Consider the following 23,290-nt stretch of genomic DNA (forward strand, 5'->3'; position numbering starts at 1 on the left):
CGTTGAGTGTGTCGCCCCGCGGCCGTACGTTCATTGCATGGCAATGACTTCCACGGCTGCTCGCCACCCGCAGCCGGGCGACGCGTACCGCCCGCGGCGCGTGCTGATGTGCCGCCCCGACTATTTCGCCGTGTCCTACGAGATCAACCCGTGGATGCACACCGGCGTGCCCGTCGATCGCCGTCTCGCCATCCGCCAGTGGGAGTCGATCGTGCGCACCTACGAGGCGCTCGGCCACACCGTGGAGTTCGTCGAGCCGGTGCTCGGCCTGCCCGACATGGTCTTCGTCGCCAACGCCGGACTCGTGGTCGGCGGCTGCGTCTACCGCGCCAGGTTTCGCTACCGGCAGCGGCAGGGGGAAGAGGCGCCCTACACCGTGTGGTTCCGGCGCCACTTCGACCACGTGGTCCGGGCGACGGAGGTCAACGAGGGCGAGGGCGATTTCGCCGTCGTGGGCGACACCGTGTTCGCCGGGTACGGCTTCCGCACCGACCTCGCGGCCCATGACGAGCTGCGCGCGCAACTGCACGTGCCCGTCGTCAGCCTGCGCCTGGTCGACCCGCGCTTCTACCACCTCGACACCGCGCTGGCCGTCCTGCGCGACGACCACGTCGCCTACTTCCCCGGGGCGTTCGACGCCGCGTCGCGCGCCGTGCTGGCGGAACGCTTTCCTGACGCCGTGCTTGTCGACGAACACGACGCCGAGGCGTTCGGGTGCAACGCGATGAGCGACGGCCACCACGTCGTCGTGTCCGCACAGGCGACGGGTTTCGTCGAGTCACTGCGGGCCGCGGGCTACGACCCGGTGCCGCTCGACACCAGCGAGTTGCGCAAGGCGGGCGGCAGCGTGAAGTGCTGCACCCTGGAGCTTCGGGAGAACGACCATGAGTGATGTGCTGGCCCCGGCCACCGCCGGAGGCAACGTGCTGGCGACCGATCTCGAGTGGCAGCACGCGGCGCACAACTACAAGCCGCTGCCCGTCACGCTCAGCCGCGCCGAAGGCGCGTGGGTGTGGGACACCGACGGCCGCCGGTACCTCGACATGCTCGCCGGTTACTCGGCGCTCAACTTCGGCCATCGTCACCCGGCCCTCGTCGCCGCCGCGCACGCGCAGCTCGACAAGCTGACGCTCACGGCGCGCGCCTTTTCCAACGAAACCCTCGGCCCCTTCGCCGCCCAGCTGGCGGCGCTGTGTCGCAAGGACGCCGTCGTGCCGATGAACACCGGCGCCGAAGCGGTCGAGACGGCGATCAAGGTGGCGCGCCGGTGGGGCTACGAACGCAAGGGCATCGCCCCGAACGCGGCGACGATCATCGTGTTCGACCACAACTTCCACGGTCGCACCACGACGATCATCGGGTTCTCCTCCGACGACGACACCAAGGACGGCTTCGGTCCGTTCACGCCTGGCTTCCGGCGGGTGCGCTACGGCGACATCGGCGCCGTCGCCGCCGCCATCGACGACACCGTCGCCGCCGTGCTGGTCGAGCCGATTCAGGGCGAGGCGGGCGTCGTCATCCCGCCCGACGGGTTCCTGCCAGCACTGCGCGACCTGTGCCGCACGTACAACATCTTGATGATCGCCGACGAGGTGCAGTCGGGCTTCGGGCGTACCGGTCGGATGTTCGCCTGCGATCACGAAGACGTCGTGCCCGACATGTACATCCTCGGCAAGGCGCTCGGTGGCGGCATCGTCCCGCTGTCGGCCGTCGTCGCCGACTGGGACATCCTCAGCGTGCTCACGCCCGGTTCACACGGCTCGACCTTCGGCGGCAATCCGCTGGCGTGTGCGGTCGGATTGGCGGTGATCGACCTCGTGCGCGACGGAACGCTGTTTGCCCACGCGGCGGCGCTCGAACCCGTCCTGCGCGACGGGCTGCGCAACCTGCTCGGCTTCGGCATCGACGCCGTGCGCGTGCGCGGCTTGTGGGCCGGCGTCGATCTGTCCGCCGAGATGGGTACTGGTCGCGCGATGGCCGAACAACTCCTCGCCCGCGGGGTGCTGTCCAAGGACACGCACGGCCAGACGCTGCGGTTGTCGCCGCCCCTCACCATCAGTGCCGACGAGTTGGCGTGGGGGCTTGAGAGAATCGGCGAATCGTTAGCGCATCTGCGAAGAGCATGAACCGCGATCCGGTCCTCGTCGAGGAAGCCGTCGCGCTCGCCGCCACGTTGTTGGCAGCGGCGCAGCGCAACGAGAGCCGGGCCCAGCGCCGTCACCGCAAGCGCATGGCGCGCATGCTTGCCGACGAGGAATCCCGTCGCTTCACGCTGGAGCTGGCCGACGAGGTGCTGCGGATTCACGATGCCAAGCGCGCCGCGCAACGGCTGCGCGAAGTCCTCGCCGAAGGCGCGCCGCCCTTCCTCGGTCCGGTCGACCGGCTGCTGCTACGGACGGGGGCGACGGCGGCGCGGGTGCTACCGCGCGTCGTGATGCCGATGGTCGCGGATCGCGTGCGGCGCGAGACCGACTCGGTGCTGTTGCCCGCCGAGGAACCGAAGCTGGCGGCGCGGGTGCGTGGGCACGCGGCGCAGCACATTCACATGAACGTCAACCTGTTGGGCGAGGCGATCCTCGGGGAGGACGAGGCGCGCCAGCGCGTCGACGACGTTAGAGCCTTGCTCGACCGCGACCACGTGGACTACGTGTCGGTGAAGATCTCGGCGATCTGCTCGCAGCTCGACGTGCTGGCTTTCGACGCCAGCGTGCGCCGCATCACGGAGCGGTTGCGCGTGCTGTACCGCGCGGCGCGCACGCCGACGGGGGTCCCCGACAAGTTCGTGAACCTCGACATGGAGGAGTACCGCGACCTGCACCTCACGGTCGCGGCGTTCCGTACGGTGCTCGACGAAGACGAGTTCGCGTCGCTCGACGCCGGCATCGTGCTCCAGGCCTACCTCCCCGATTCGTACGCGGTGCTCGTCGAGTTGTGCGAGTGGGCGGCGCAGCGCCACGCCCGCGGCGGCGGTCGCATCAAGATCCGGATCGTCAAGGGGGCCAACCTGGCGATGGAGCACGTCGACGCCGAGATGCACGGCTGGGTGGCGGCGCCCTTCGACAACAAGGCCGACGTCGACGCCAACTACAAGCGCATGCTCGACGTCGTGCTGCGCCCGCAATATGCGGAGGCCGTGCGCGTCGGGGTGGCGTCGCACAACCTCTTCGACGTGGCGTGGGCCCTCACGCTGCGCAAGCACTACGGCGCCGAGGACCGTCTCGAAATCGAGATGCTCGAAGGCATGGCGCCGCCGCAGTCGGAGGCGGTCGCCGACGCAGCCGGCGGCCTGCTGCTCTACGGGCCGGCCACGCGCGCCGGCGACCTCGAACCGGCCGTCGCCTACCTGGCGCGCCGTCTCGACGAGAACGCCGCCCCCGAGAACTTCCTCCACGCGTTGTTCTCGATGACGCCGGGATCCGAGTCGTGGCAGACCGAAGAGGCGCGCTTTCGCGAGGCCGTGCGCGCCCGCCATCTGGCGCCGCCCCGACCGCGCCGCCGTCAGGACCGGTTGGTGCCCCACGAGCGCAACGCCGCTCCCACGTCCTTCGCCAACGAACCCGACACTGACTTCACCTCCGCGGTCAACCGCCGCTGGATCAACGATCAATTGATGCACTGGAGCGACACCTACAAGCCGGTGCACGTCGCCGTCGCCGACGTCGATGCCGCGGTGGCGCGCGCCCGTGCCGCCTCCGCCGCCTGGCGCGCCCGTGGCGATCGCGCCGACATCCTGCGCCGCGTCGCCGACGAGATGGCCGTGCATCGCGGCGAGACGATCGCGGCGATGGCCCACACCGCCGGCAAGACCGTCGCCGAGGGCGACACGGAAGTGTCCGAGGCCGTTGACTTCGCCCGCTACTACGCGGCGACGATCCCAGTCGTCCCGGGTGCGACGTTCGAGCCCTACGGCGTGGTGGCGGTGGCCTCGCCGTGGAACTTCCCCTACGCCATCCCGGCCGGCGGCGTGCTGGCGGCCTTGGCGGCGGGCGCGGCGGTGATCCTGAAGCCGGCACCGCAAACGCGGGCGATCGCCGCCCTCGTCGTCGAGCACTGCCATCGCGCCGGCGTGCCTGCCGATGTCGTGCAGTTCGTGCCCTGCGACGACGACGACGCCGGGAAGCGTCTCATCACCCACGACGACGTCGACGCGGTGGTGCTCACGGGATCGTGGGAGACGGCGCGCCTGTTCCGGTCGTGGAAGCCGCGCCTGGCGCTGCACGCGGAGACGAGCGGCAAGAACGCCATCGTTGTGACGGCGGCGGCCGACCTCGACGGCGCCATCCGCGACCTCGTGCGCAGCGCTTTCGGTCACGCCGGTCAGAAGTGCTCGGCCGCCAGCCTCGGCATTCTCGAGTCTTCGGTGTACGACGACGGGCGCTTCCTCGATCGCCTTGCCGATGCGGTGCGGTCGTTGCGCGTCGGCCCGGCGACCGACGTCGACTCGACGATCGGCCCGCTCATCGAACCCGCGAGTGGTCCGCTGCTACGCGCGTTCACCCAACTCGACGACGGCGAGTCCTGGCTCGTCGAGCCGCGCCAGATCGACGACCGCACGTGGACGCCGGGCGTGAAGCTGGGCGTCACCGACCGCTCCTGGTTCCACACGGCCGAATGCTTCGGCCCCGTGCTCGGCCTCATGCGGGCGCGCGACCTCGACTCGGCGATCCGGTTGCAGAACCACACGCCTTTCGGGCTGACCGCCGGGTTGCAGTCGCTCGACCCCGCCGAGATCGAGCGCTGGATCGACCGCGTCGACGCCGGCAACCTGTATGTCAACCGCGCCATCACCGGGGCCATCGTGCGCCGCCAGCCCTTCGGTGGGTGGAAGCGCTCGGCGATGGGTCCGGGAGCCAAGGCCGGTGGACCCAACTACGTAGCGTCGATGGGCCACTGGCGCGACGACGACGCCGACCGCACGCCGGATTACGCGTCGGCGTGGGCGCTGCACTTCGCGGTGGAGCACGACCCGTCAGGTCTCGCGGCGGAGTCGAACGTCTTCCGCTACGTGCCGTACCACCGCCCCGTCGTGGTGCGCGTCGGCGACGGTGCGAGCGAGCGCGACGTCCAACGCTGTCAGCTCGCGGCGCGCGTCGCCGGTGTCACCCTTGTCATCGCCCGCGACAGTGACGACGAGTTCATCGCTCGCGTGCGCAAGCTGCGCGCCGGCAAGGTGCGCGTCCTCGGGCGCGTCGCCGACGCGATCTACGCCGCGTGCGACGACGCCGGCATCCCGATCGACGACGCGCCGGTCTCCGCCGTCGGCCGTATCGAGATGCTGCGGTGGGTGCGCGAGCAGTCCGTCACGCAGACGATGCACCGCTATGGCAACGTGCGTAGCCATGCCCAGCGACAATCCGTCTGACGTAGTTCTGCTCGACAAGCTGACCCCGGAGATCACGCAGCTCACGCTGAACCGCCCCGACAAGCTCAACGCCATGAACGACGCGCTCGTCAACCGCCTCTACGAGCGCTGCGACGAGATCGAAGACGACCCGGAGTGCCGCGTCGTCATCCTCACCGGCCAGGGCCGCGGCTTCTGCGCCGGGCTCGACCTCACCGGCTTCGGCGCCGCGCCGCGGCAAAAGGGGTGGGGCGGTCCGGGCGCGGGACTGGCGGTGCAGCAGCACATCGCGGGGCTCATCCCGCGGCTGCGGGCCCTGCGCCAGCCCGTAATCGCCGCGGTCAACGGTCCGTGCGCCGGCGGCGGCTTGGCGCTGGCGCTGGCGTCGGATGTGCGCGTGTGTTCGGAGAGCGCCCGCTTCAACGTGGCGTTCGTCCGCATCGGCCTGTCGGGTTGCGACGTCGGCGTGTCGTGGTTGCTGCCGCGGCTCATCGGCGCCTCGCGGGCGACCGAGATGATGCTGACCGGCCGGCTGATCACCGCGGCCGAAGCCGACAAGTACGGACTCGTGAGCGAAGTCGTCCCGGACGGCGAGACGGTGAACGCCGCCCTCAACGTCGCCACCCAGATCGTCGCCAACTCGCCCTTCGGCGTGTGGATGACGAAAGAGGCGTCGTGGGCCAGCCGCGAGATCCCGTCGCTCCAGGCCGCCATCGACCTGGAGAACCGCACGCAGATCCTGTCGTCGTTCAGCGAGGACCAGCGCGAGGCCATCGGCGCCTTCTTGCAGAAGCGGCCTGCCAACTATCAGCGCCGCTAAGTGGTTCACTTTGCCTATGCGGAAGATGCGGGCAGTCCTGGTAGCGGTCGCCACGCTTTCGGTGGCTTTCGCCGCGTGCGGCAAGTCGAAGTCGCATGACAACGAACTCGTGATCGGGTCGGACATCGAATACGCCCCGATCGAGTTCTACAAAGAGGGCACGGAGGTCGCGCAGGGCGTCGACATCGACCTCGGCACGGCCTTGGCCAAACAGCTCGGCAAGAAGGTGAAGTTCGTCAACGACACCGACTTCGCCGGGATCATCAGCGCGCTCGACAACGGCCGGTTCGACATCGTGATGTCGGCAATGAGCGATACGGCCGAGCGCCAGAAGAAGGTCGACTTCGTCGACTACTTCCAAGCGGGCTCGTCGATCCTCGTGCAGAAAGGCAACCCGAAGGCGATCAAGTCGATCGACGACCTGTGCGGGCAGTCGGTCGCCGTGCAGAAGGGCACGATCCAGGACACCGACATCCTCACGCCGCAGATCGCGAAGTGTGGGAGCAAGACCCTGAACGTGTTGCGCTTCGAGAAGGACACAGATGCGCTTCAGCAGGTCAAGCTCGGTCGCGCCGTGGCGAACATGGAGGACTTCCCGGTGGCGGCCTACAACGCGCAGACCTCGGGTGACGGCAACGACTTCGAGGTCGTCGGCCAGCAGGTCGGCGCGGGGCCCTACGGCATCGCGGTGCCCAAGACGGACACGAAGCTGCGCGACCAGCTCAAGGCGGCGCTGCAACAGCTGATCGACAACGGCGACTACGGCCGGATCCTTGCGAAGTGGAACGTATCGGCCGGTGCTGTTACCAGCGCCGAGCTGAACGGCGGGTCCTAACACGCGCTACGAGGAGGGCGACCTCGTCGTCGCGCCGCGTCGGCGGTACGGCCGGTGGGCCTCGTCGGTCGTCATCGCGCTCATCGCGCTGTGGGTCGCGTCGGCCGCGGTGCAGTCGCACTTCATCAAGGCAGCCGACGTCCGCCACTACCTGTTCAGCCGCCTGATCCTCCAGGGCGTGCGCAACACCATCGTGCTTGCCGTCGTCGCCCAAGCGGTCGGTCTCGTGCTCGGCTTGGTGTTCGCCGTCGGGCGCATGTCGCACAACCCGCCGGCGAAGGCGGTGTCGACCTTCTACATCTGGTTCTTCCGCGGCACGCCGGTACTGGTGCAACTCGTGCTCTGGTACAACGGCGTGCCGTCGGTGTTCAAGCATCTGACGATCGCCATTCCCTTCACGCACGTGGTGCTCTTCAGCGAGCGGATGGTCGACTTCATGACGCCGTTCAACGCCGCGCTGCTGGGCCTTGGGCTCAACGAGGGCGCGTACATGGCCGAGATCGTGCGCGCCGGCATCCTGTCGGTCGACCACGGACAGGTCGAAGCCGCCAGCGCGCTCGGCATGACGGGTGGGATGACGCTGCGGCGCATCGTGTTGCCCCAGGCGATGCGCGTGATCATCCCGCCGACGGGCAACGAGTTCATCGGGATGCTCAAGACGACATCGCTCGCGAGCGTGGTCATCTACGAAGAGTTGCTGCGGCGCGCCAGCAGCATCTACTCGACCAACCTGAAGGTGATGCCGCTCCTCGTCGTGGCGTCGATCTGGTACCTGGCGATGACGAGTGTGGCGTCGGTCGGTCAGCACTACATCGAGAAGCGCTACTCGCGCGGTCAGGCGGTGATCTATGCGTGAGGGCGAGCCGATGGTTCACGCCGCCGGCGTGTGCAAGCGCTTCGGCCGCAACGAGGTCCTCAACGGCATCGACCTCGACGTGGCCGCGGGCGAAGTCGCCGTCATCATCGGACCTTCCGGCTCGGGCAAGTCGACCTTCCTCCGCTGCGTGAACCACCTCGAGCGCATCAACCGCGGCGTGCTCACCGTCGACGGGGAGATCATCGGCTATCGGCAGCAGGGCGACCGGCTCGTGGAGCTGCCCGAGAAGGAGGTGGCGCAACAACGCTCCCGCATCGGGATGGTGTTCCAGCGCTTCAACTTGTTTCCCCACCTGACCGTCCTCGACAACGTGACGTGTGCGCCGATCCACGTCCGCCACCTCGACCGCCACGCGGCGGCGACCCGGGCTCAGCAACTGCTGGCGCAGGTCGGCCTGGCCGACAAGGCCGACGCCTATCCCGCGCAGCTCAGCGGCGGCCAGCAGCAGCGCGTCGCCATCGCCCGGGCCCTCGCGATGGACCCCAAGCTCATGCTCTTCGACGAGCCGACCTCCGCGCTCGACCCCGAACTCGTGGGCGAGGTCCTCGACGTCATGAAGCAGCTGGCCCGCGACGGCATGACGATGCTGTGCGTCACCCACGAGATGGGCTTTGCCCGCGAAGTGGGCGATCAGCTCGTGTTCATCGACGGCGGCGTCGTCGTCGAGCGCGGCGCCCCCAAAGAGGTCCTGGCGAACCCCCAGCACGACCGCACCAAGACCTTCCTCTCCAAAGTCCTCTAGCGCACTTCTGTGAAGGAATTTCCGTGTCCAACACGGACGATCCTTCACAGAAGTGGAGGGCCCGGTTGCGCGTTACACCCCCGCGGCATCATCGAGTGGCGTGGCGAACCTCGACGATTTGGTGGCTGAACTCGCAGCGTTGACGGACAACGTGATCGCGCGGCGGAATTTGCTTGCGCTTCGTGTTACGGACGAGTGGATCGAAGCCAAGCGAACTCGGCGCGTTTTCCAAACCTTGTTCGACGGCGTATATCTGCACGGTGCGGCGGCGCCGACGCGGCGGCAGTGGATATGGGGCGCGCTCATGGCCGCGGGGGACGGAGCGGTGATCTCCCACGGCGCCAACCTCGCGGCGCGCAGTGTGCAAGGGGCGGAACCGGGAACGATCCACATCACGATCCCCGACGACCGCGACGTCGAGCTCAAGATCGTCGGACGCGAGCTTGTCGAGTTGCCCGCGATCAAGGTGTTTCGGTCGCGTCGCGGGACGGGCCCGAAGTCCTTCGCCGACGGGCTGCCGGCCACCTGCGTCGAGCGGACACTCGTCGACTACGCCGCGATCGCGAGTCCGCTGCTCGTCGAGCGGGCGGTCGAGGACGTGCTCAACCGGGGCCTTTCGACCGAGACCCGGGTGTGGGAGGGATTGATCCGATATGGCGGCCGTGGCGTCACCGGCACGAAGCGGCTGCGTCGCGTCCTCATGCGGCGACCGTCGGGCCGCCCCGCCAAGAGCATCCTCGAAATACTCCTGGGGCCGGTCCTCGATCGAGCGGGTCTTCCGCCCAGCGTGCGCAACCACCCCGTCACCGTCGACGGCAAGAACTACGAGATCGACCGGGCGTGGGTGCGCGAGATGGTCGCTTTGGAGGCTGACAGCAAGGCCTGGCATGGGACGGCGACGGCGAGCGCGAACGACCGTGAGAAAGCCAAGGCACTCGAGTCGATCGGCTTCGCGGTCGTGCGAACCAACTGGGACGAGGTCGTCAACCACCCCGAGCTGCTCGTCGCCAAGCTCGAACTGGCCTTCTGTGAAGGATCCCCCGTGCTCAACACGGAATTTCCTTCACAGAAGTGAACGGGTGCGGGCGGGTAGCACCACACCATTCCGTAGGGTATGGTCCCGGTCTCCAACCGTCTCTTAGGGGGATACGAAATGCCCAACCCATTCCTGTCCGATGCTTGGCTCGAGGAAGTCAAGGCCATCGCTGAAGAGGCCGGCGGCGGCGGCATGATGCCCCCCTCGGCCGAGATCAACATGGTCATCACCGGCGGCCCGGAGGGTGACAAGGAACTGCACGTCGCCGGCGGCGTGTTCAACAGCGGCCTGCTCGACAGCGCCCCGACCAAGCTGACCGTGCCGTTCGACGTGGCCAAGGACATGTTCATCAACGGCAACCAGCAGGCAGCCATGCAGGCGTTCATGAGCGGCAAGATCAAGGTCGAAGGCGACATGACCAAGCTCATGGCCATGCAGGGCGGCGCCAGCCCCGATCCCGCTGCGGCCGAGGCGCTGCAGAAGCGGATCAAGGAAATCACGTCGGACTGAGTTCGCTTCGTGTCTGACAACGACGTTGTCATCGTCGAGGCCGTTCGCTCGCCGCTGGGTCGGCGGGCGGGCGGTCTGTCGACGGTGCATCCCATCGACCTCCTCGGCGCCGTGCAGGCCGAGGCCATCAAGCGGGCCGGCATCGATCCCGCCGCGATCGACCAGGTGGTCGGTGGCTGCGTGAGCCAGGTCGGCGAACAGACCTTCAACATCGCCCGCGGCGCCTGGTTGACCGCCGGCCTGCCGCTCACCACGGCGGCCACCACCGTCGACGCCCAGTGCGGTTCGAGCCAGCAGGCGACGAACCTGGCGGCGGGCCTCGTCGCCAGCGGCGCCGTCGACGTCGTGATGTCGTGCGGCGTCGAGTCGATGAGTCGCGTCGGTCTCGGCGCAGCGGCCCGCAGCGGCCCCGGCATGCCCTTCTCGGCGAAGTACCCCTACGAGGGCACCTCGCAGTTCGAGGGCGCCGAGCGCATCGCCGAGAAGTGGGGTATCTCCCGCCAGGACACCGACCAGTTCGGCCTCGAATCGCAGCAGAAGGCGATCCAGGCGTGGAACGAAGGTCGCTTCGAGCGCGAGGTCCTGCCGATCACGGCGCCGATCTTCGACGCCGAGGGCAACGACACCGGCGAGACGCAGGTGGTCGCCAAGGACGAAGGCCTGCGCGAGACGAGCCTCGAAAAGCTCGCCACGCTCAAGCCCGTCGCCCGTGAGAACGGCGTGCACACCGCCGGCACGAGTTCGCAGATCTCCGACGGCGCCGCGGCCATCCTGATGATGACCGAGGCCAAGGCCAAGCAACTCGGCCTGACGCCCCGTGCCCGCATCGTCGCCCAGTGCCTCGTGGGCGTCGACCCCGTCCTCATGCTGACGGGCCCGATCGACGCCACCGAGAAGCTGCTCGCCAAGACCGGCATGACGATGAGTGACTTCGACCTGTTCGAAGTCAACGAGGCGTTCGCCTCGGTTGTGCTGGCGTGGGAGAAGGAATGCAAGCCCGATCACGACCGCGTCAACGTCAACGGCGGCGCCATCGCGATCGGTCACCCCGTCGGTGCGACGGGCGCCCGCCTCATCACGACCGCGCTCCACGAGCTCGAGCGGCGTGACGGCACCCGGGCGATGATCACGATGTGCTGTGGTGGCGGCCTGGGTTCAGGCACCGTCATCGAGCGCATCTAACTCTTGGCAGCCGGCGTGGGAGGTATCTGGGGGGGTTCCTCTCGCGCCGGCGCCAATTCCCTGTGCCTATGAGTTATCCGCGCCCCGGCGATCTCGACCTCGTCCCGATTCAGTTCGACGAGTCCGGGCACGGCACGTTCGTGATCGAACGGCGTAACTGCCGGCCCGACGGCGCGCTCTACGGCGGTTGCGCCATCGCCGCCGCGGTTACCGCCATGGAGGTGGCGACGCAATCGCCGATCCTGTGGGCGACGACGCAGTTCGTGGCCTCACCGCGCGAAGGCACGCGCATCTCGCTCGACACCACCATCCACGCTGCGGGCAAGCGCATCAAGCAGGTGCACGTCAACGGCGTCGACGAGTCGGGCGCGGTCATGTTCTCCACGATGGGCTCGACGGCGAACCCGCGCGAGAACGGCATCGAAGGCCAGTTCCAGCAGATGCCCAACGTGCCGGGTCCCGACGACGCCGCGGAGTTCTTCTTCGGCCCGCCGCAGCTCAAGGAAGTGCAGGTCGACTTCTTCGCGTCGCTCGTCGAGCACCGCCATGTGTCGCTGGCGCCCGACGAGGAACGCGCCAAGGGCGCGATGGCGATGTGGGCCCGCTTGTCGACCCATCAACCGCCGACGCCCGCCGGCGTCGCGTTCATGGCCGACATGGCGCCGATTTCGATCGCGTCGGGACTCGGCAAGCGCGGCGGCGGCATCAGCCTCGACAACTCGGTGCGCTTCGGCCCGCCCGCCGACAGCGAGTGGGTGCTGCTCGAGGTCCACGGCCACCTCGCCATCGGTGGGTACGGTCATTGCACGATCCACGTGTGGTCCGAAGACGGAGTGCTGGTGGCAATAGGCGGTCAGTCATCCAACGTGCTGCACATCTTCGACGAGGGCATCGCCCCGCCAGGGTGGCCGAAGCGTGACTGAATCAACCTCAACGCGTCTGTCGGTGACGGACTGGATCAGCGCCGGGCTGGAACTGCTGGGTGAAGACGGCATCGGCGGCGTGAAGATCCAGAAGCTGTGCGACCGCCTCGGCGTGACCAAGGGCAGCTTCTACTGGCATTTCACCGACCTTGACGCCTTCCTCGGGGCTATGGCGAAGCACTACGAGGACGGTGCCCGCATCTTCCGCGACCAGTTCACCGCCATGGCGCGCCAGGACCCGGACAAGACGCTGTCGGAAGCGGTGCGCGCTTCATATGACAATCATCTCGGTCGCATCGAGCGCGCCATGCGCGACTGGGCCCGCAGCGACGAGCGCGCCCGCGCCGCCATCGAGGCAAGTGATCGCCTGGGGTTCGCCGCCATCGCCGAGAGCTTCGAGCTGCTCGGCTTCACCCCCGAAGAGGCCGACATCCGAGCCAAAACGCTCTTCTACGCCGGTGTCGGCTTCGGCGACGTCGGTCCGGGGCTCGGCAACCAGCGTGACCCGCACAAACAGCTCACGGCGATGATGGAGTTGCTCACCCGGCGCTGATTTGCGCCGCCCGACTGTGACAATTGCCACTATCGGTATTTGCACGAAGTCGCTACATTCGACCTATGCCGCGGTCTCAAACGATGGGACCGAACTCAGGGCTGCTATCGCCGCGGCGCATTGGCGACCTGAACCGCTCGCGCGTGCTGCGCGCCCTCAGCGCCCACGGCCCGCTGTCGCGCGCCGACCTGGCCAAGGAAGCGGGCGTGACGCGAGCGACCATGGGCACGATCGTCCAGACCTTGATCGACGGCGGCATCCTCGAGGAGCGTGCTCCGCTGGCCCTCGGCGCCATCGGCAAGCCGGCGCGTCCGGTGTGGTTTGCCCGGGGCGCGGCCACGGCGGTGGCGGCGTCGATCACGATGCACGGCGTCGATGCCTGCCTCGTCGACTTCAGCGGCACCGTGCGCGAGCGCCACACGGAGGCGTTGAAAGACCGCGACAGCACCACGACCGTCGCCCGAGCGGTGGCCGACGCGGTGTCGCGCGTGCGCATGCGCACCAACGAAGTCGTTGGCGTGGGCGTGGCCGTGCCCGCCACGTGTGACACCGAGCACGGCGAGGTCCTCGGCTCCGGCCAGATCCCCGGCGCCCGCGGCCGCACCATCGCCGAGCGCGTCGCGGCGCGCACGTCGCTGCCGGTGCACATCGACAACGACTCGCGAGCGCACGCCCTTGCCGAAAAGTGGTTCGGCGCCGGTCGGGGCCTTGACACCTACGCCGCGCTGCAAACCGGTGAGGGCTTGGGTGCCGGCATCGTGCTCAACGGCGAGATCGTGCGCGGGCGCATGGGCATCGCCGGCGAGATCGGTCACACCGCCGTCGTGCCCGACGGCGAACGCTGCACGTGTGGCCTGCGCGGGTGCTGGGAGACGATCGCGGCGCTGCGGTGGCTGCGGCGCGAGGCCCGCGCGCGTGGCCTGCGCGGCGCCAACCACGTGACCTGCGCGCGGCTAGCGGCACTGGCGGAAACCGACGACGACGCCGCGGCGTTGCTCGACACCTACGCCGCCAACCTCGCCATCGGCATCGCCAACCTCAACCAGACGCTGAGCCTGGAAGTGTTCGTCGTCCACGGTGACGCCCTCGGCGGCGGCGAAGCCTTCCGGGCGCGCCTCGAGCGCTACGCCCGCCGGCGCTCACTGTCCCGGCTGTCGATCGCGAACTCGACGCTGGGCGACGAAGTGTCGTTGCTGGGTGCCGGAGCGCTGGTGCTCGCCGAGACGTTCCGCGTGGTCGCATGACCCTGCTCGACTGCATCGAGGTCGGCGGCAGCAGCGTCGAGACGGTGACGTTCGCGCTCGACGGCACGACCGTGCGCGCGCCGGGGGCGCGTCACCACCTCGGGGCGACGCTCGCCATCGCGACGCCGGGAATCGTCGGCGCCAGCCGCGTCATCGCGGCGTCGAACATCGGGTGGTACGACGTCGATCCGGCGGTGGAACTCGGCGTCGGCGTCAACGCCGACATCGTGCTCAACGACGCCGAGGCCGCCGCGCTCGGCGAAGTCGCCCTGCGCGACGACACCGACGACGCCGTGTTCGTGTGCCTCGGTACCGGCGTGGGCGGTGCCGTCGTCGTCGACGGCGCCGTCGTGGCCTCGAACCTGTTCGGTCACGCGACGGGCTACAGCGACATGGCGTGCGTGTGCGGCCGCGTCGGATGCCTCGAAACGATCGCCGGCGGGTGGGCGCTGCCCGAGAGGCTCGGCGATCACGAAGTGGCGATCATCGGCCGCGCGGTGGCCGACGCGGTCGAGCGCGAGCCGCTGGCGACGCCCGACCTCGTCGTGGTCGGGGGCGGCTTGGCGCGCCGCTACCCCGCGGTGATCGACGCCGTCGCCGCGGCCGTCGATCCCTGGCGCCTCGTCGAACCCAGCGCCGCGCCGGCCGGCTTCAAGTCGGCGGCGGCGTGGGGCTTGCGCGCCGCTCTGCGGCGTGCTGCGATGCGCGCGTGAAGCGCTTACGGCTCGGCCGCGGCGTCGGCGTCCTCGACGACGCTGAGCTGGCGGCGGTCACCGCCGTCCTCACGGGCCGCAAGCTGTTCCGCTACGACGTCGGCCGCGACGCCAGTACCGTCGCCGCCTTCGAGGACGCGCTGGCGGCGCGTCTCGGCGTGCGCCACGCCGTCGCGGTGTCGAGCGGCACCGCCGCGCTGCGCACCGCCCTGGCGGCGCTCGGTGTCGGCTGCGGCGACGAAGTGATCGTGCCCGCCTTCACGTTCATCGCGACGGTGAACGCGGTGGTGACGATGGGGGCGGTGCCCGTGTTCTGCGAGATCGACGACACGCTCACCATGGACGCGCGCGACCTGGCGACCAAGATCACGCCGCGCACCACCGCGATCGTGCCCGTGCACCTCGAGAACGTCGCGGCGGACATGGACGCGATCCTGGCGGTCACCGGCGGCATCCCGGTGCTCGAAGATGCCGCGCAGGCCCTCGGTGCCACCTATCACGGCCGACCGGTCGGCTCGCTCGGCACGGTCGGCGCGTTCTCGCTCCAGGTGCAGAAGAACATCACCTCGGGCGAGGGCGGCGCCGTCGTCACGGACGACGCCACCATCGGTGTGCGCGCCGCCCGCTACCAGGACCAGGGCGGCCAGTTCGTCACGCAGTACGGCAACACGCGCGGCGGCGAACTCGGCGCCGCGTTCGTCGGCGAGAACCTGCGCATGACCGAGATCGCTGGCGCCGTCGCCGGGGTGCAGCTGGCCAAGCTCGACGGGATCGTCACACGCCTGCGGGCCAACGCCGCCGCCATCGAGAACGCCGTCGGCACGATCGACGGGTTGGCGCCGCGGCGCCGTCCCGATCCGGCCGGCGCGGTCGGCTCGAGCCTGTCGTGGTTCGCGCCGACGTGCGACCTGGCGCGCGAGTTCGTGCGTGCCCTGCAGTCCGAAGGTGTGCCGAGCGCCCAGATGTACGACGGCCAGCCGGTGTACACCGCGCCGGCGATCCTCGAGCGCCGAACCGCCAGCGGCAAGGGCGGGCCGTGGAACTGCACCGAGCACCCGACCGACGTCACCTACGCCCTCGGCCTGTGTCCGCAGACCGAAGACCTGGCGGCGCGTTCGATCACCGTGGGCATCGGGCCGGCGTTCGACGCCGAAGACTGCGAGTACGTCGCCGCCGCCATCACGACGGTGGCGGCGAAGCTGCTCTAGCGGTTCGAGAGCTTCTCGACGAACGCCCGCGTCGTCGTGCGTGACTGCGGTTGGCCCGCCTGCTGGTAGGTGTAGAGCAGGGCGCGCCGGTCGCGGTCCGACGTGTTGGCCGCCGAGCGGTGCACGAGATATGGGCCGAAGAAGATGGCGTCGCCGGCCCGCACCTCCACGTGGATCATGCCGCTGGTGTCGAAGGTTTCCGGGTCGATCTCGTTGCGTTCGAAGTCGGTGCCACCGACCTTGCCGGGCACGTGGCCGAGCTTGTGCGAGCCTGGGATGACTTCGAGGCAGGCGTTCTCGCGGTCGGCGTCGTCGAGGGCGAGCCACACCGTGACCTTGTCGTCCGGGTTCGGCTGGTCGAGCCAGTACGGGTAGTCCTGGTGCAGCGCGTACTTGCCGCCCCTGCGTGCCCGCTTGTAGTTGAGCTTCTCGGTGAACAGGTTGACGTCGTCGGGCGCGTGGCCGAGCAACTCGGCGCAGGGGATGGTGAAGCGGTCGTCGAGCTCGTACTTCATGAACGTCGGGTGCAGATCGGCGAAGGGTTCGAGCCCCTGCACGACGGGCTCGTCCCCCGGCTCCCACTTGACGAAGATGCCGGTGAGCGCGTCGGGTTGGAACACGTAGTCGGTCGACACGACGAACTTGTGGCCCTGCGCATTGGCCGACACCGAGGCGCACAGCTCTTCGGTCGCGACGCGCAGCTCTTCGATCACGTCGGGCGGGAACAGCTGCTCGCGCACGATGAAGCCGTCGCGCTCCCAGCCGGCGCGCTCGTCGTCAGTCAGATGCAAGCGGCACCGCCCCGGAGTTGGCGACCACCGACGTGACTTCGAAGCCGACCGCCGGCCGCGGCGGGATTGGCGCGTCGGCGGGACGGGGCCAGGCGATCGGCGTGGCGTCGCTGTCGATCTTGTGGCCGACTTCGATGCCGCCGCGGTCGACGGAGAAGTGCGGGAACGGGTAGCCGCGCGTCGAGCCGTCGGGGAAGAAGATGATCGTGTGCACGGCGCGGTCGACGTCGGTCGTGTTGGCGCCGGCGAGGTGGACCGTCAGGCCATGGTGAAACGCAACTGATCCCGGCGCCACTTCGACGAACACGGGCTCGATGGCGCGGAACTCGGGTTCCTCGAGGATCTTTTCCGGCTCGCCGAAGAAGATGTTGACGAACTTGCGCTTGCCGATGGCGTGGCTGCCCGGGAGATAGCCGAGGGCGCCGTTGGCGAGGGTCGACTGCACGAACGGGATCCACGCCGTGATCGAGTTCGTCTCCTTGATCGGCCAGTACGGATGGTCCTGGTGGGCGTCGGTCTCGCGGCCGTGCGCCTCCTTGAACAGCGCCTGGTCGTGCCACACGCGGCAGGCGTCGACCTCCATCAGCTCCGCGGCGGTCTGGCACACCCGCGGGTGGAACGTGAGCGGCGCGACGTCGGGGCGGTCCTCCCACAGGTTCATGCACTGCAAGAACGACTGCTGGTAGTTGCTGCGCTCCTCGAGCGGGACGGTGTGGTCCTTCGTGCGCCATTTCACGCCGGCGGTCACCGCCGCGCCGAAGCGCTCGACCTCGTCGGGCGTCAGGAGGTCGGGGATGACGATGAAGCCGTCGCGGCGATACTGCGCCAGCTGCTCGTCGGAGACGACGCGGGTGGTAATGGTGTCCATCGGTATCCAGATACTAACGGAATCTGGACGATGATGCCCGTGTGCTGTGGCGCCGGGCGGTGATGTTCACTGGTATCGCCGTCGTCGCGGTCGTGCTCGCAGCGATGCAGGCAACCCAGTACGGCTGGCGCGCCGCGGCGGTCCTCCAAATCCCGGGTGTCGTCATGGGGTTCGTGGCCGTGGTGTTCTACGACCGCTACCGCGATCGCAACGTCGCGGCGCTCTTCGCTGCCGCGAGCTTCAGCTGGCTCATGGGTGCGCTTGGCCTCCAGAACCGTCATCCGCTGCTGCGCGACATCCTGCTCATGGCCCAGGACGTGCCCTACGCCTTTCTCGCGCACCTCGTCGTCGCGGTGCCCGGTGGCCGGTTGCGCACGCGCAACGCCAAGTGGCTGGTCAGGGCAGCGTACGCCGGTTCGTTCGTGATCGCGCCGCTGCAGATCCTGCTTGCTCCGCCGTGCGCCGACTGCACTGTGCAGTTCGTGCTGCACGTCGACTCGCCCCTGCTGCGCGGTCTCGTGTACCCGAGCGCTTTCGTCCTTCCACTCACGTACGGCACGGGTATCGCCGTCTACCAGTTCGCCCGATTTCGTCGCGCTACGACGGCTGGACGTCGACTGCTCGGTCCGGTGGCCATCGCCTCTGGTCTGGCAGCGTTGGTCTTCGGGTTGAGCGGGTTGTTCGTGTACGACAACTACGTTCCAACGCTTCGGTTCACGCCACGGCACTGGATCGAAGACCTCATGACGGTTGTATTCATGACGGCGATGACGCTGGCGGCGTTGAGCTTTCTCGTCGGTATGCAACGAGCCAACCGCGGGGCGCGCCGGGTGGGCGCGATTATGCCGGACCTGTTCCTCGCGGCCGAGTCGGATCTTGGCGGTCTCGTCGGCGACGCCATCGGCGATCCGACACTGACGCTCGACCTCGACCCGGCGCAGTCACTGCCGGCGACGAGCGGGCGGGCCGTGACCAACGTCGAGGTCGACGGACGAGTGGTCGCCCGGATGAATCACGACGCGGCGCTGCTCGACCAGCGGGCGTTGCTCGATGCGGCGCGGAATGCCCTTGCCGCGTTGTTCGGCGAACGCCTGCGCACGGGAGACGCCGAGTTGGCGCGCCAGGTGCGCGAGCTGCGCCACGCGTTCGCGTCGTATGTCGATCCGTCGCTGGCCGACGAGATCGCGGAAGGGCGCCACGCGGCCGACAGCGCCGAGGCCGACGTGACGCTGCTGTTCCTCGACGTGCGCGGCTTCACCGCGTATTCGGACGGGCGCGACCCCGGTGAGGTGGTGGCGCGCCTGAACGCGCTATGGGACCGCGTCGTCCCAGTGATCACCAACCACCACGGAAGGGCGAACAAGTTCGTGGGCGACGGACTGCTCGCGGTGTTCGGTCTCGACGACCCGGCACGCAACCACGCCGATGACGGAGTCGCCGCGGCGCGGGAGTTGGTGCAGCTGCTGGCGACAGGCGAGAGCTCGTTGTCCTTCGGCATCGGGCTCAACACCGGTCTCGTGATTGTCGGCGCCGTCGGCGGTGGCGGACGCCTCGACTTCACGGTGATCGGTGACGCGGTGAATACGGCGTCGCGCGTGGAAGCCGTCACCCGCGAAACCGGTGACGCCGTCCTGCTGTCCGACGCCACACGTGCGCGCTTGACGCGCGCTGAGGGCTTGTTGCAGCGCGGTCTGTTCGAGTTGAAGGGGAAAGCCGAGCCGGTGAGGCTCTACACCTTGAGCGCGGCGAGCAGTTCGTAGGCGCGTTCGAAAAGGTCGGCGTCCGTCGCCTCGTTGAAGCCGCTGTGCATCAGCAGCCCGACGTAGAGCGACTGGGCGATGAAGCCGAGTTCACGAGCGTCGACGTCGGGCAGGTCGAGCTCGCGGCGCAGGCGCTCGCCGAGTTGCTCGAAGAACTCGTCGTTGTGGTTCGCCACCCACTTGCGGGTGCGGTCGCTGCGCAGGGCGACGGCGTTCATCTCGAGGAAGAGCGCCAAGTGGCGCCGGCTCGGGATCTGCGACACGGCGTAGCGACCAAAGGCCCGCGCCCGCTCAGCGCGCGTGTCGCCCTCGAGGCCCTCGACCTCGTGGGGGCCGGTCCACTCGGGGTCGGGCTCCTGGAGCAGCGCCAGAAACAGCTCTTCCTTGCTCTCGAAGTTCGAATACACCGCGCCCTTGGTGAGGGCGGCCTCTTCGGCGATGTTGGCCAGCGACGTCTGCGTGTAGCCGTTGCGCAGGAACAGCCGATTGGCGGCGCGCAGCAACTCCTGGCGCGTCTTGGCCTTGCTCTCTTCGCGGGTCAGCCGCTTGCGCGCCATCCGGCAATGTTAGATACCGTCGGTATCGATGTCGTACCCCGAGCCCGACGCCGACGCCATCGCGTTCTTTCAGCAGCACGGCTATCTCGTCGTGCGCGACGCCGTCCCGCAGGCCGACCTCGACGAACTCGAAGCCCGCATGGACACCATCGTCGAGGATCCGACGAAGATGAAGGCATTCGACTGGGCGTGGAGCGCGGACGAGTCACGGGAGGACCGATCGTTCAAGATCATCCAGGCCATCCCCGAACGCGCGTGGCCCGAGATCGACCGGGCGCGATTTCGCGCCTGGGCCGTCGAGTTCGGCTCCGCATTGCTCGGCAAGCGTGTTGAGTTCTGGTACGGCCAGTTCCTCGCCAAGCCGCCGGGGCGCAGCGTGCCGACGTACTGGCATCAGGACGAGGGCTACTGGGGCCGCAACCTCGACGACAAGGGGATCACCTGCTGGTTCCCGCTCCAGGACGTCGACGAGCGCAACGGCTGCATGCACTTCGTCGACGGCGGCCACCGCGACGGCGTGCTCGAGCACACGCTCGTCGAAGGGGTGCAGAGCGACCTGCTCACGTGCCAGCACCAGGTCGACGCGGCGCGGGCGGTGGCGTGCCCGATCCGTCGCGGCGACGTCACGTTCCATCACAGCGCCACACCGCACATGACGACGGCCAACACCGGTACGAGCTACCGCAAGGCGCTCACCCAGCACATGCAGACGCCCGACGCCGGCGGCGAGGGCGACCACTACCCGTGGAAGATCTGGGTCGACCAGCGCGACGGCCAGTCATACGTCCCCGAAGACTTCGGCCAAGTTCGCCGTTAGGCACGGAGCCGGCCCGCCGGTGAAAAGCAAGAAGGGACGCCCAGAGGTAAGCGTCCCTTCTTGAAGTACTTGCTTGGGGTTGCCTCGCCGAATGCCGTCGACGAGGTGCTACCCGCCAGTCTGCGCGACCCGCGCGCACGGCACTATCCCTCGATCGGGGGTTTCGCCTGTCCCCCGAATGGGGGACAGCTAGAGGAGCCGCAAGTCCTTGGCGCGGGCGACCGCGGCGGCGCGATCGCTGACGCCGAGTTTGGCGTACACGCGGTCGAGGTGGGTCTTGACCGTGCTCGTCGCCACGAACAGCGCCGCGCCGATGTCGGGGTTGGACTTGCCCTGCGCGACCAGGCGCAGCACCTCCAGCTCGCGCGCCGAGAGCGCGTCGACCGGAGACGGGTCGCGCAAACGTGCCGCCACCGCCGCCGCCGACCGCGCGTCGAGTACCACCTTGCCGGCGGCCGCGTCCCGCACGTGCGTGGCGAGGTCGTCGGCGTCGGTCTCTTTCGACAGGAACCCCGCCGCGCCGCGTTCGAGCGCCGTCGTCACCGCCGCGGGGTCGTCCGTGGCGGACAGCAACAGCACGTGCGCCGCCGGCGCGACGGCGCGGAGTTCGGTCAGCGCGTCGAGGACCGAGCCGTCACCCATGGTCACGTCGGCGACGATGACGTCGGGCGCGAGTGTGGCGGCGACGGCGAGCAACTCTTGGCAGGACGCGGCGCGTCCGACCACTTCGATGTCGCCTTCGACCGACAGGCGCGCCACGACGCCCGTCAGCATCAGCGGATGGTCGTCGGCGACGATTACGCGCAGCACGGCAACCGCACTACGAACGTGGCGCCCCCGCCGGGCGTCGGGAGGTGATCGACGGTGCCGTCGTGGGCGTGCACGACTTGCCGCGTGATGAACAGGCCGAGGCCGGTGCCCTGCGGGCGCGGCCCGTCGCCCGTCGGCGCGATGCGGACGAAGCGCTCGAAGAGCCGGTGCGTCTGGTCGGCGGGGATGCCGGGGCCGTGATCGCTCACCTTCAGGAGTGCGTTCGTGCCCTCACGAGTGAGACACACCTCCACGGGACCGGCCGAGTACTTCAACGCGTTGGTCACAAGGTTGGTGACGACCTGCCCGATACGGTCGGCGTCGCCGCGCAGGTCGACGCCCGGCTCCACCGCGATGCACACCCGCTCGCACTGCGCGCCGGCGGCGGCACCGGCCGCCGACGCGACGACGGCACCCACGTCGCTGATCCGACGCATCTCGCACGGGAACGTGCCGTGACCGCCGCGGCTGGCGTCGACGAGGTCGCTGGTGAGGCGCCCGAGGCGGCGCGCGTCCTGGGCGATTCCCGCCGCCAGCTCGCGCGCCTCGTCGGGGTCCATGGTGGTGCCGTGGTCGCGCAGCACCGCGGCCGCGGTGCCGATCGCGCCGAGGGGCGAGCGCACCTCGTGGCCCACTTGGGCGAAGAAGCCGTCGCGCACGTCGTCGAGTTCCTGCAGACGCGTGCTCGTGTTCTCGAGTTCGGTGACGAGCTGCTCGTTGCGCAGTGCCTGGCGCAACAGGCGGGCCGCCACGAACGCCAGCAGGAGGATGCGCAGCAACAGCCGCACCACGGGTTCGTACGACCCCGACGCCGACGGGTCGTCGAGACCGAAGTCGATCGGCAGCGCGACGAGAGCGGCCATCACGAGGACGGTCGCGGCGATAGCGCGCGGTCGCCGGCGCGGCGCGGGCTGGGCGTCGGCCGCGGTGTCGAGCCACGGACTGGCGGCGAGCAGGAAGACGCCGGCGACGAGCAGGGCACGGCTGAAGCCGTCGGTGGCGAGGTCGCCGGTGCTCGACAACACGAGGTGCGTCAGGTCGGCGATGAACAGCGCGCCGCCGCCGCCGAGCAGCAGCATCGTCGACTGCGCCGTGCGCCGCGCCCCGACCAGGATGGCGGCGAAGCCGACGAGCACGACGTCGAAGACCGGGTAGGCGCCTGCCACGAGCGACCCGGCGAGGCTGCGGCCCGACCCCACGAGCAGCGGTTCCCACACCAGCAGCGCCATGGCCATCGCCAGGGTCCCGACGTCGAGGGCGGCACCGACCCGGTCCGCGGCGGTGCGCGTCCGCACGAGGTGGAGGAGGCCGACCAGCAGCAGGGGATAGGCGGCGAGGGAGAAGGCGTCGGCGACCGAGGGCAGCGGCGCCGAGCGGTGCAGCGCGTGGATGTAGATGTCGCGGATCACGTCGCCCCCGAAGAGCAGCGTCACGGCCACCGGCATGAACCACCAGTCGCGCCGGCGCTCGGCCGGGAGGCGCAGCGCACCGGCCAGCGCGAACGTCGCGGAGGCCAGCACCGCCGCGTCGTACATCAGCGCAGTGCCGAGCGAGCGCGGCGCCGCCGATGGCGCGATGCCGCCCGCGAGTACGGCGATAGCGACGATGGCGAGCGTGACGCGCTCGCTGCGTGAGAGTTGATTCAAAGTGCGCCCCTGGAACGGTCCGCGGCACCGGACCCGCGCCGAAACGCTACTGCGAGG

22 protein-coding genes are annotated in these 23,290 nt (G+C 69.2%); 17 read left to right on the top strand and 5 right to left on the bottom strand.

Annotation, left to right across the window (positions count from 1 at the left end):
* Window positions 1–37 precede the first annotated feature (37 nt).
* From VHC63_09055 to VHC63_09125, 15 genes are all read left to right on the top strand, one after another.
* On the top strand, window positions 38–892 hold the full coding sequence (locus tag VHC63_09055) for an arginine deiminase-related protein (protein ID HVV36734.1): 855 nt from the start codon (window positions 38–40) through the stop codon (window positions 890–892).
* Window positions 885–2,126: an ornithine--oxo-acid transaminase gene (rocD, locus tag VHC63_09060; GenBank protein ID HVV36735.1), complete on the top strand. Its 1,242-nt coding sequence runs from the start codon at window positions 885–887 to the stop codon at window positions 2,124–2,126. Before VHC63_09055 ends, rocD begins: the two co-directional genes overlap by 8 nt.
* Window positions 2,123–5,362 carry a bifunctional proline dehydrogenase/L-glutamate gamma-semialdehyde dehydrogenase gene (locus tag VHC63_09065; GenBank protein ID HVV36736.1) on the top strand — a complete coding sequence of 1,080 codons (3,240 nt, stop codon included), beginning with the start codon at window positions 2,123–2,125 and terminating at the stop codon, window positions 5,360–5,362. The genes rocD and VHC63_09065 overlap by 4 nt, the downstream gene beginning before the upstream one ends.
* Entirely contained in the window at window positions 5,340–6,161 is an 822-nt protein-coding gene (locus tag VHC63_09070) for an enoyl-CoA hydratase/isomerase family protein (GenBank protein ID HVV36737.1), read from the top strand. Before VHC63_09065 ends, VHC63_09070 begins: the two co-directional genes overlap by 23 nt.
* 16 nt (window positions 6,162–6,177) lie before the next feature.
* On the top strand, window positions 6,178–6,996 hold the full coding sequence (locus tag VHC63_09075; protein HVV36738.1) for an ABC transporter substrate-binding protein: 819 nt from the start codon (window positions 6,178–6,180) through the stop codon (window positions 6,994–6,996).
* Window positions 6,997–7,105: 109 nt separating this feature from the next.
* Window positions 7,106–7,852, top strand: a complete 747-nt coding sequence (locus VHC63_09080; protein ID HVV36739.1) for an amino acid ABC transporter permease — start codon at window positions 7,106–7,108, stop codon at window positions 7,850–7,852.
* Entirely contained in the window at window positions 7,845–8,615 is a 771-nt protein-coding gene (locus VHC63_09085; GenBank protein ID HVV36740.1) for an amino acid ABC transporter ATP-binding protein, read from the top strand. Before VHC63_09080 ends, VHC63_09085 begins: the two co-directional genes overlap by 8 nt.
* A gap of 235 nt (window positions 8,616–8,850) precedes the next feature.
* The gene (locus VHC63_09090) at window positions 8,851–9,690 is read left to right on the top strand and encodes a DUF559 domain-containing protein (protein HVV36741.1); all 840 of its coding nucleotides are present in this window, start codon (window positions 8,851–8,853) and stop codon (window positions 9,688–9,690) included.
* Window positions 9,691–9,768: 78 nt separating this feature from the next.
* Entirely contained in the window at window positions 9,769–10,161 is a 393-nt protein-coding gene (locus VHC63_09095) for an SCP2 sterol-binding domain-containing protein (protein ID HVV36742.1), read from the top strand.
* A gap of 9 nt (window positions 10,162–10,170) precedes the next feature.
* Complete coding sequence (locus tag VHC63_09100; protein ID HVV36743.1) at window positions 10,171–11,343, top strand: steroid 3-ketoacyl-CoA thiolase; 1,173 nt, start codon at window positions 10,171–10,173, stop codon at window positions 11,341–11,343.
* A gap of 68 nt (window positions 11,344–11,411) precedes the next feature.
* A complete protein-coding gene (locus VHC63_09105) occupies window positions 11,412–12,266 on the top strand; it encodes a thioesterase family protein (GenBank protein HVV36744.1) in 855 nt (284 codons plus the stop codon).
* On the top strand, window positions 12,259–12,819 hold the full coding sequence (locus VHC63_09110; protein ID HVV36745.1) for a TetR/AcrR family transcriptional regulator: 561 nt from the start codon (window positions 12,259–12,261) through the stop codon (window positions 12,817–12,819). Before VHC63_09105 ends, VHC63_09110 begins: the two co-directional genes overlap by 8 nt.
* A 65-nt stretch (window positions 12,820–12,884) precedes the next feature.
* On the top strand, window positions 12,885–14,063 hold the full coding sequence (locus VHC63_09115; GenBank protein ID HVV36746.1) for an ROK family transcriptional regulator: 1,179 nt from the start codon (window positions 12,885–12,887) through the stop codon (window positions 14,061–14,063).
* Window positions 14,060–14,776, top strand: coding sequence for an ROK family protein (locus VHC63_09120; GenBank protein ID HVV36747.1), 717 nt, complete (start codon window positions 14,060–14,062; stop codon window positions 14,774–14,776). The genes VHC63_09115 and VHC63_09120 overlap by 4 nt, the downstream gene beginning before the upstream one ends.
* Window positions 14,773–15,984, top strand: coding sequence for an aminotransferase class I/II-fold pyridoxal phosphate-dependent enzyme (locus tag VHC63_09125; GenBank protein HVV36748.1), 1,212 nt, complete (start codon window positions 14,773–14,775; stop codon window positions 15,982–15,984). The genes VHC63_09120 and VHC63_09125 overlap by 4 nt, the downstream gene beginning before the upstream one ends.
* Here VHC63_09125 and VHC63_09130 read toward each other — a convergent pair.
* Both VHC63_09130 and VHC63_09135 read right to left on the bottom strand, forming a co-directional pair.
* Window positions 15,981–16,775 (bottom strand): phytanoyl-CoA dioxygenase family protein, encoded by a 795-nt coding sequence (locus tag VHC63_09130; GenBank protein ID HVV36749.1) that lies wholly within the window; start codon window positions 16,773–16,775, stop codon window positions 15,981–15,983. The two genes, VHC63_09125 and VHC63_09130, sit on opposite strands and share 4 nt — an antisense overlap.
* The gene (locus VHC63_09135; GenBank protein HVV36750.1) at window positions 16,762–17,643 is read right to left on the bottom strand and encodes a phytanoyl-CoA dioxygenase family protein; all 882 of its coding nucleotides are present in this window, start codon (window positions 17,641–17,643) and stop codon (window positions 16,762–16,764) included. Before VHC63_09135 ends, VHC63_09130 begins: the two co-directional genes overlap by 14 nt.
* Window positions 17,644–17,684: 41 nt before the next feature.
* Between VHC63_09135 and VHC63_09140 the strand changes: the two genes are divergently transcribed.
* Window positions 17,685–19,403, top strand: a complete 1,719-nt coding sequence (locus tag VHC63_09140; GenBank protein HVV36751.1) for an adenylate/guanylate cyclase domain-containing protein — start codon at window positions 17,685–17,687, stop codon at window positions 19,401–19,403.
* On the opposite strand, the gene VHC63_09145 is transcribed toward VHC63_09140, so the two are convergent.
* Window positions 19,373–19,960, bottom strand: a complete 588-nt coding sequence (locus tag VHC63_09145; GenBank protein HVV36752.1) for a TetR family transcriptional regulator — start codon at window positions 19,958–19,960, stop codon at window positions 19,373–19,375. The genes VHC63_09140 and VHC63_09145 overlap by 31 nt on opposite strands.
* Window positions 19,961–19,988: 28 nt before the next feature.
* On the opposite strand from VHC63_09145, the gene VHC63_09150 reads away from it, so the two are divergent.
* Entirely contained in the window at window positions 19,989–20,777 is a 789-nt protein-coding gene (locus tag VHC63_09150; GenBank protein HVV36753.1) for a phytanoyl-CoA dioxygenase family protein, read from the top strand.
* 189 nt (window positions 20,778–20,966) lie between these two features.
* On the opposite strand, the gene VHC63_09155 is transcribed toward VHC63_09150, so the two are convergent.
* Window positions 20,967–21,587: a response regulator transcription factor gene (locus tag VHC63_09155; GenBank protein ID HVV36754.1), complete on the bottom strand. Its 621-nt coding sequence runs from the start codon at window positions 21,585–21,587 to the stop codon at window positions 20,967–20,969.
* Window positions 21,575–23,233, bottom strand: coding sequence for a HAMP domain-containing sensor histidine kinase (locus VHC63_09160; GenBank protein ID HVV36755.1), 1,659 nt, complete (start codon window positions 23,231–23,233; stop codon window positions 21,575–21,577). The genes VHC63_09155 and VHC63_09160 overlap by 13 nt, the downstream gene beginning before the upstream one ends.
* Window positions 23,234–23,290 lie beyond the last annotated feature (57 nt).

This window comes from Acidimicrobiales bacterium, from assembly GCA_035546775.1.
In the GTDB taxonomy this organism is placed as follows: Bacteria; Actinomycetota; Acidimicrobiia; order Acidimicrobiales; family JACCXE01; genus JACCXE01.

What these genes read in the sequence shown, in the direction of transcription:
- VHC63_09055 (HVV36734.1), top strand. Translation starts at nt 38, where the DNA reads ATGGCAATGACTTCCACGGCTGCTCGCCACCCGCAGCCGGGCGACGCG.
- rocD (HVV36735.1), top strand. Translation starts at nt 885, where the DNA reads ATGAGTGATGTGCTGGCCCCGGCCACCGCCGGAGGCAACGTGCTGGCG.
- VHC63_09065 (HVV36736.1), top strand. Translation starts at nt 2,123, where the DNA reads ATGAACCGCGATCCGGTCCTCGTCGAGGAAGCCGTCGCGCTCGCCGCC.
- VHC63_09070 (HVV36737.1), top strand. Translation starts at nt 5,340, where the DNA reads ATGCCCAGCGACAATCCGTCTGACGTAGTTCTGCTCGACAAGCTGACC.
- VHC63_09075 (HVV36738.1), top strand. Translation starts at nt 6,178, where the DNA reads ATGCGGAAGATGCGGGCAGTCCTGGTAGCGGTCGCCACGCTTTCGGTG.
- VHC63_09085 (HVV36740.1), top strand. Translation starts at nt 7,845, where the DNA reads ATGCGTGAGGGCGAGCCGATGGTTCACGCCGCCGGCGTGTGCAAGCGC.
- VHC63_09095 (HVV36742.1), top strand. Translation starts at nt 9,769, where the DNA reads ATGCCCAACCCATTCCTGTCCGATGCTTGGCTCGAGGAAGTCAAGGCC.
- VHC63_09105 (HVV36744.1), top strand. Translation starts at nt 11,412, where the DNA reads ATGAGTTATCCGCGCCCCGGCGATCTCGACCTCGTCCCGATTCAGTTC.
- VHC63_09115 (HVV36746.1), top strand. Translation starts at nt 12,885, where the DNA reads ATGCCGCGGTCTCAAACGATGGGACCGAACTCAGGGCTGCTATCGCCG.
- VHC63_09120 (HVV36747.1), top strand. Translation starts at nt 14,060, where the DNA reads ATGACCCTGCTCGACTGCATCGAGGTCGGCGGCAGCAGCGTCGAGACG.
- VHC63_09135 (HVV36750.1), bottom strand. Translation starts at nt 17,643, where the DNA reads ATGGACACCATTACCACCCGCGTCGTCTCCGACGAGCAGCTGGCGCAG.
- VHC63_09145 (HVV36752.1), bottom strand. Translation starts at nt 19,960, where the DNA reads ATGGCGCGCAAGCGGCTGACCCGCGAAGAGAGCAAGGCCAAGACGCGC.
- VHC63_09150 (HVV36753.1), top strand. Translation starts at nt 19,989, where the DNA reads ATGTCGTACCCCGAGCCCGACGCCGACGCCATCGCGTTCTTTCAGCAG.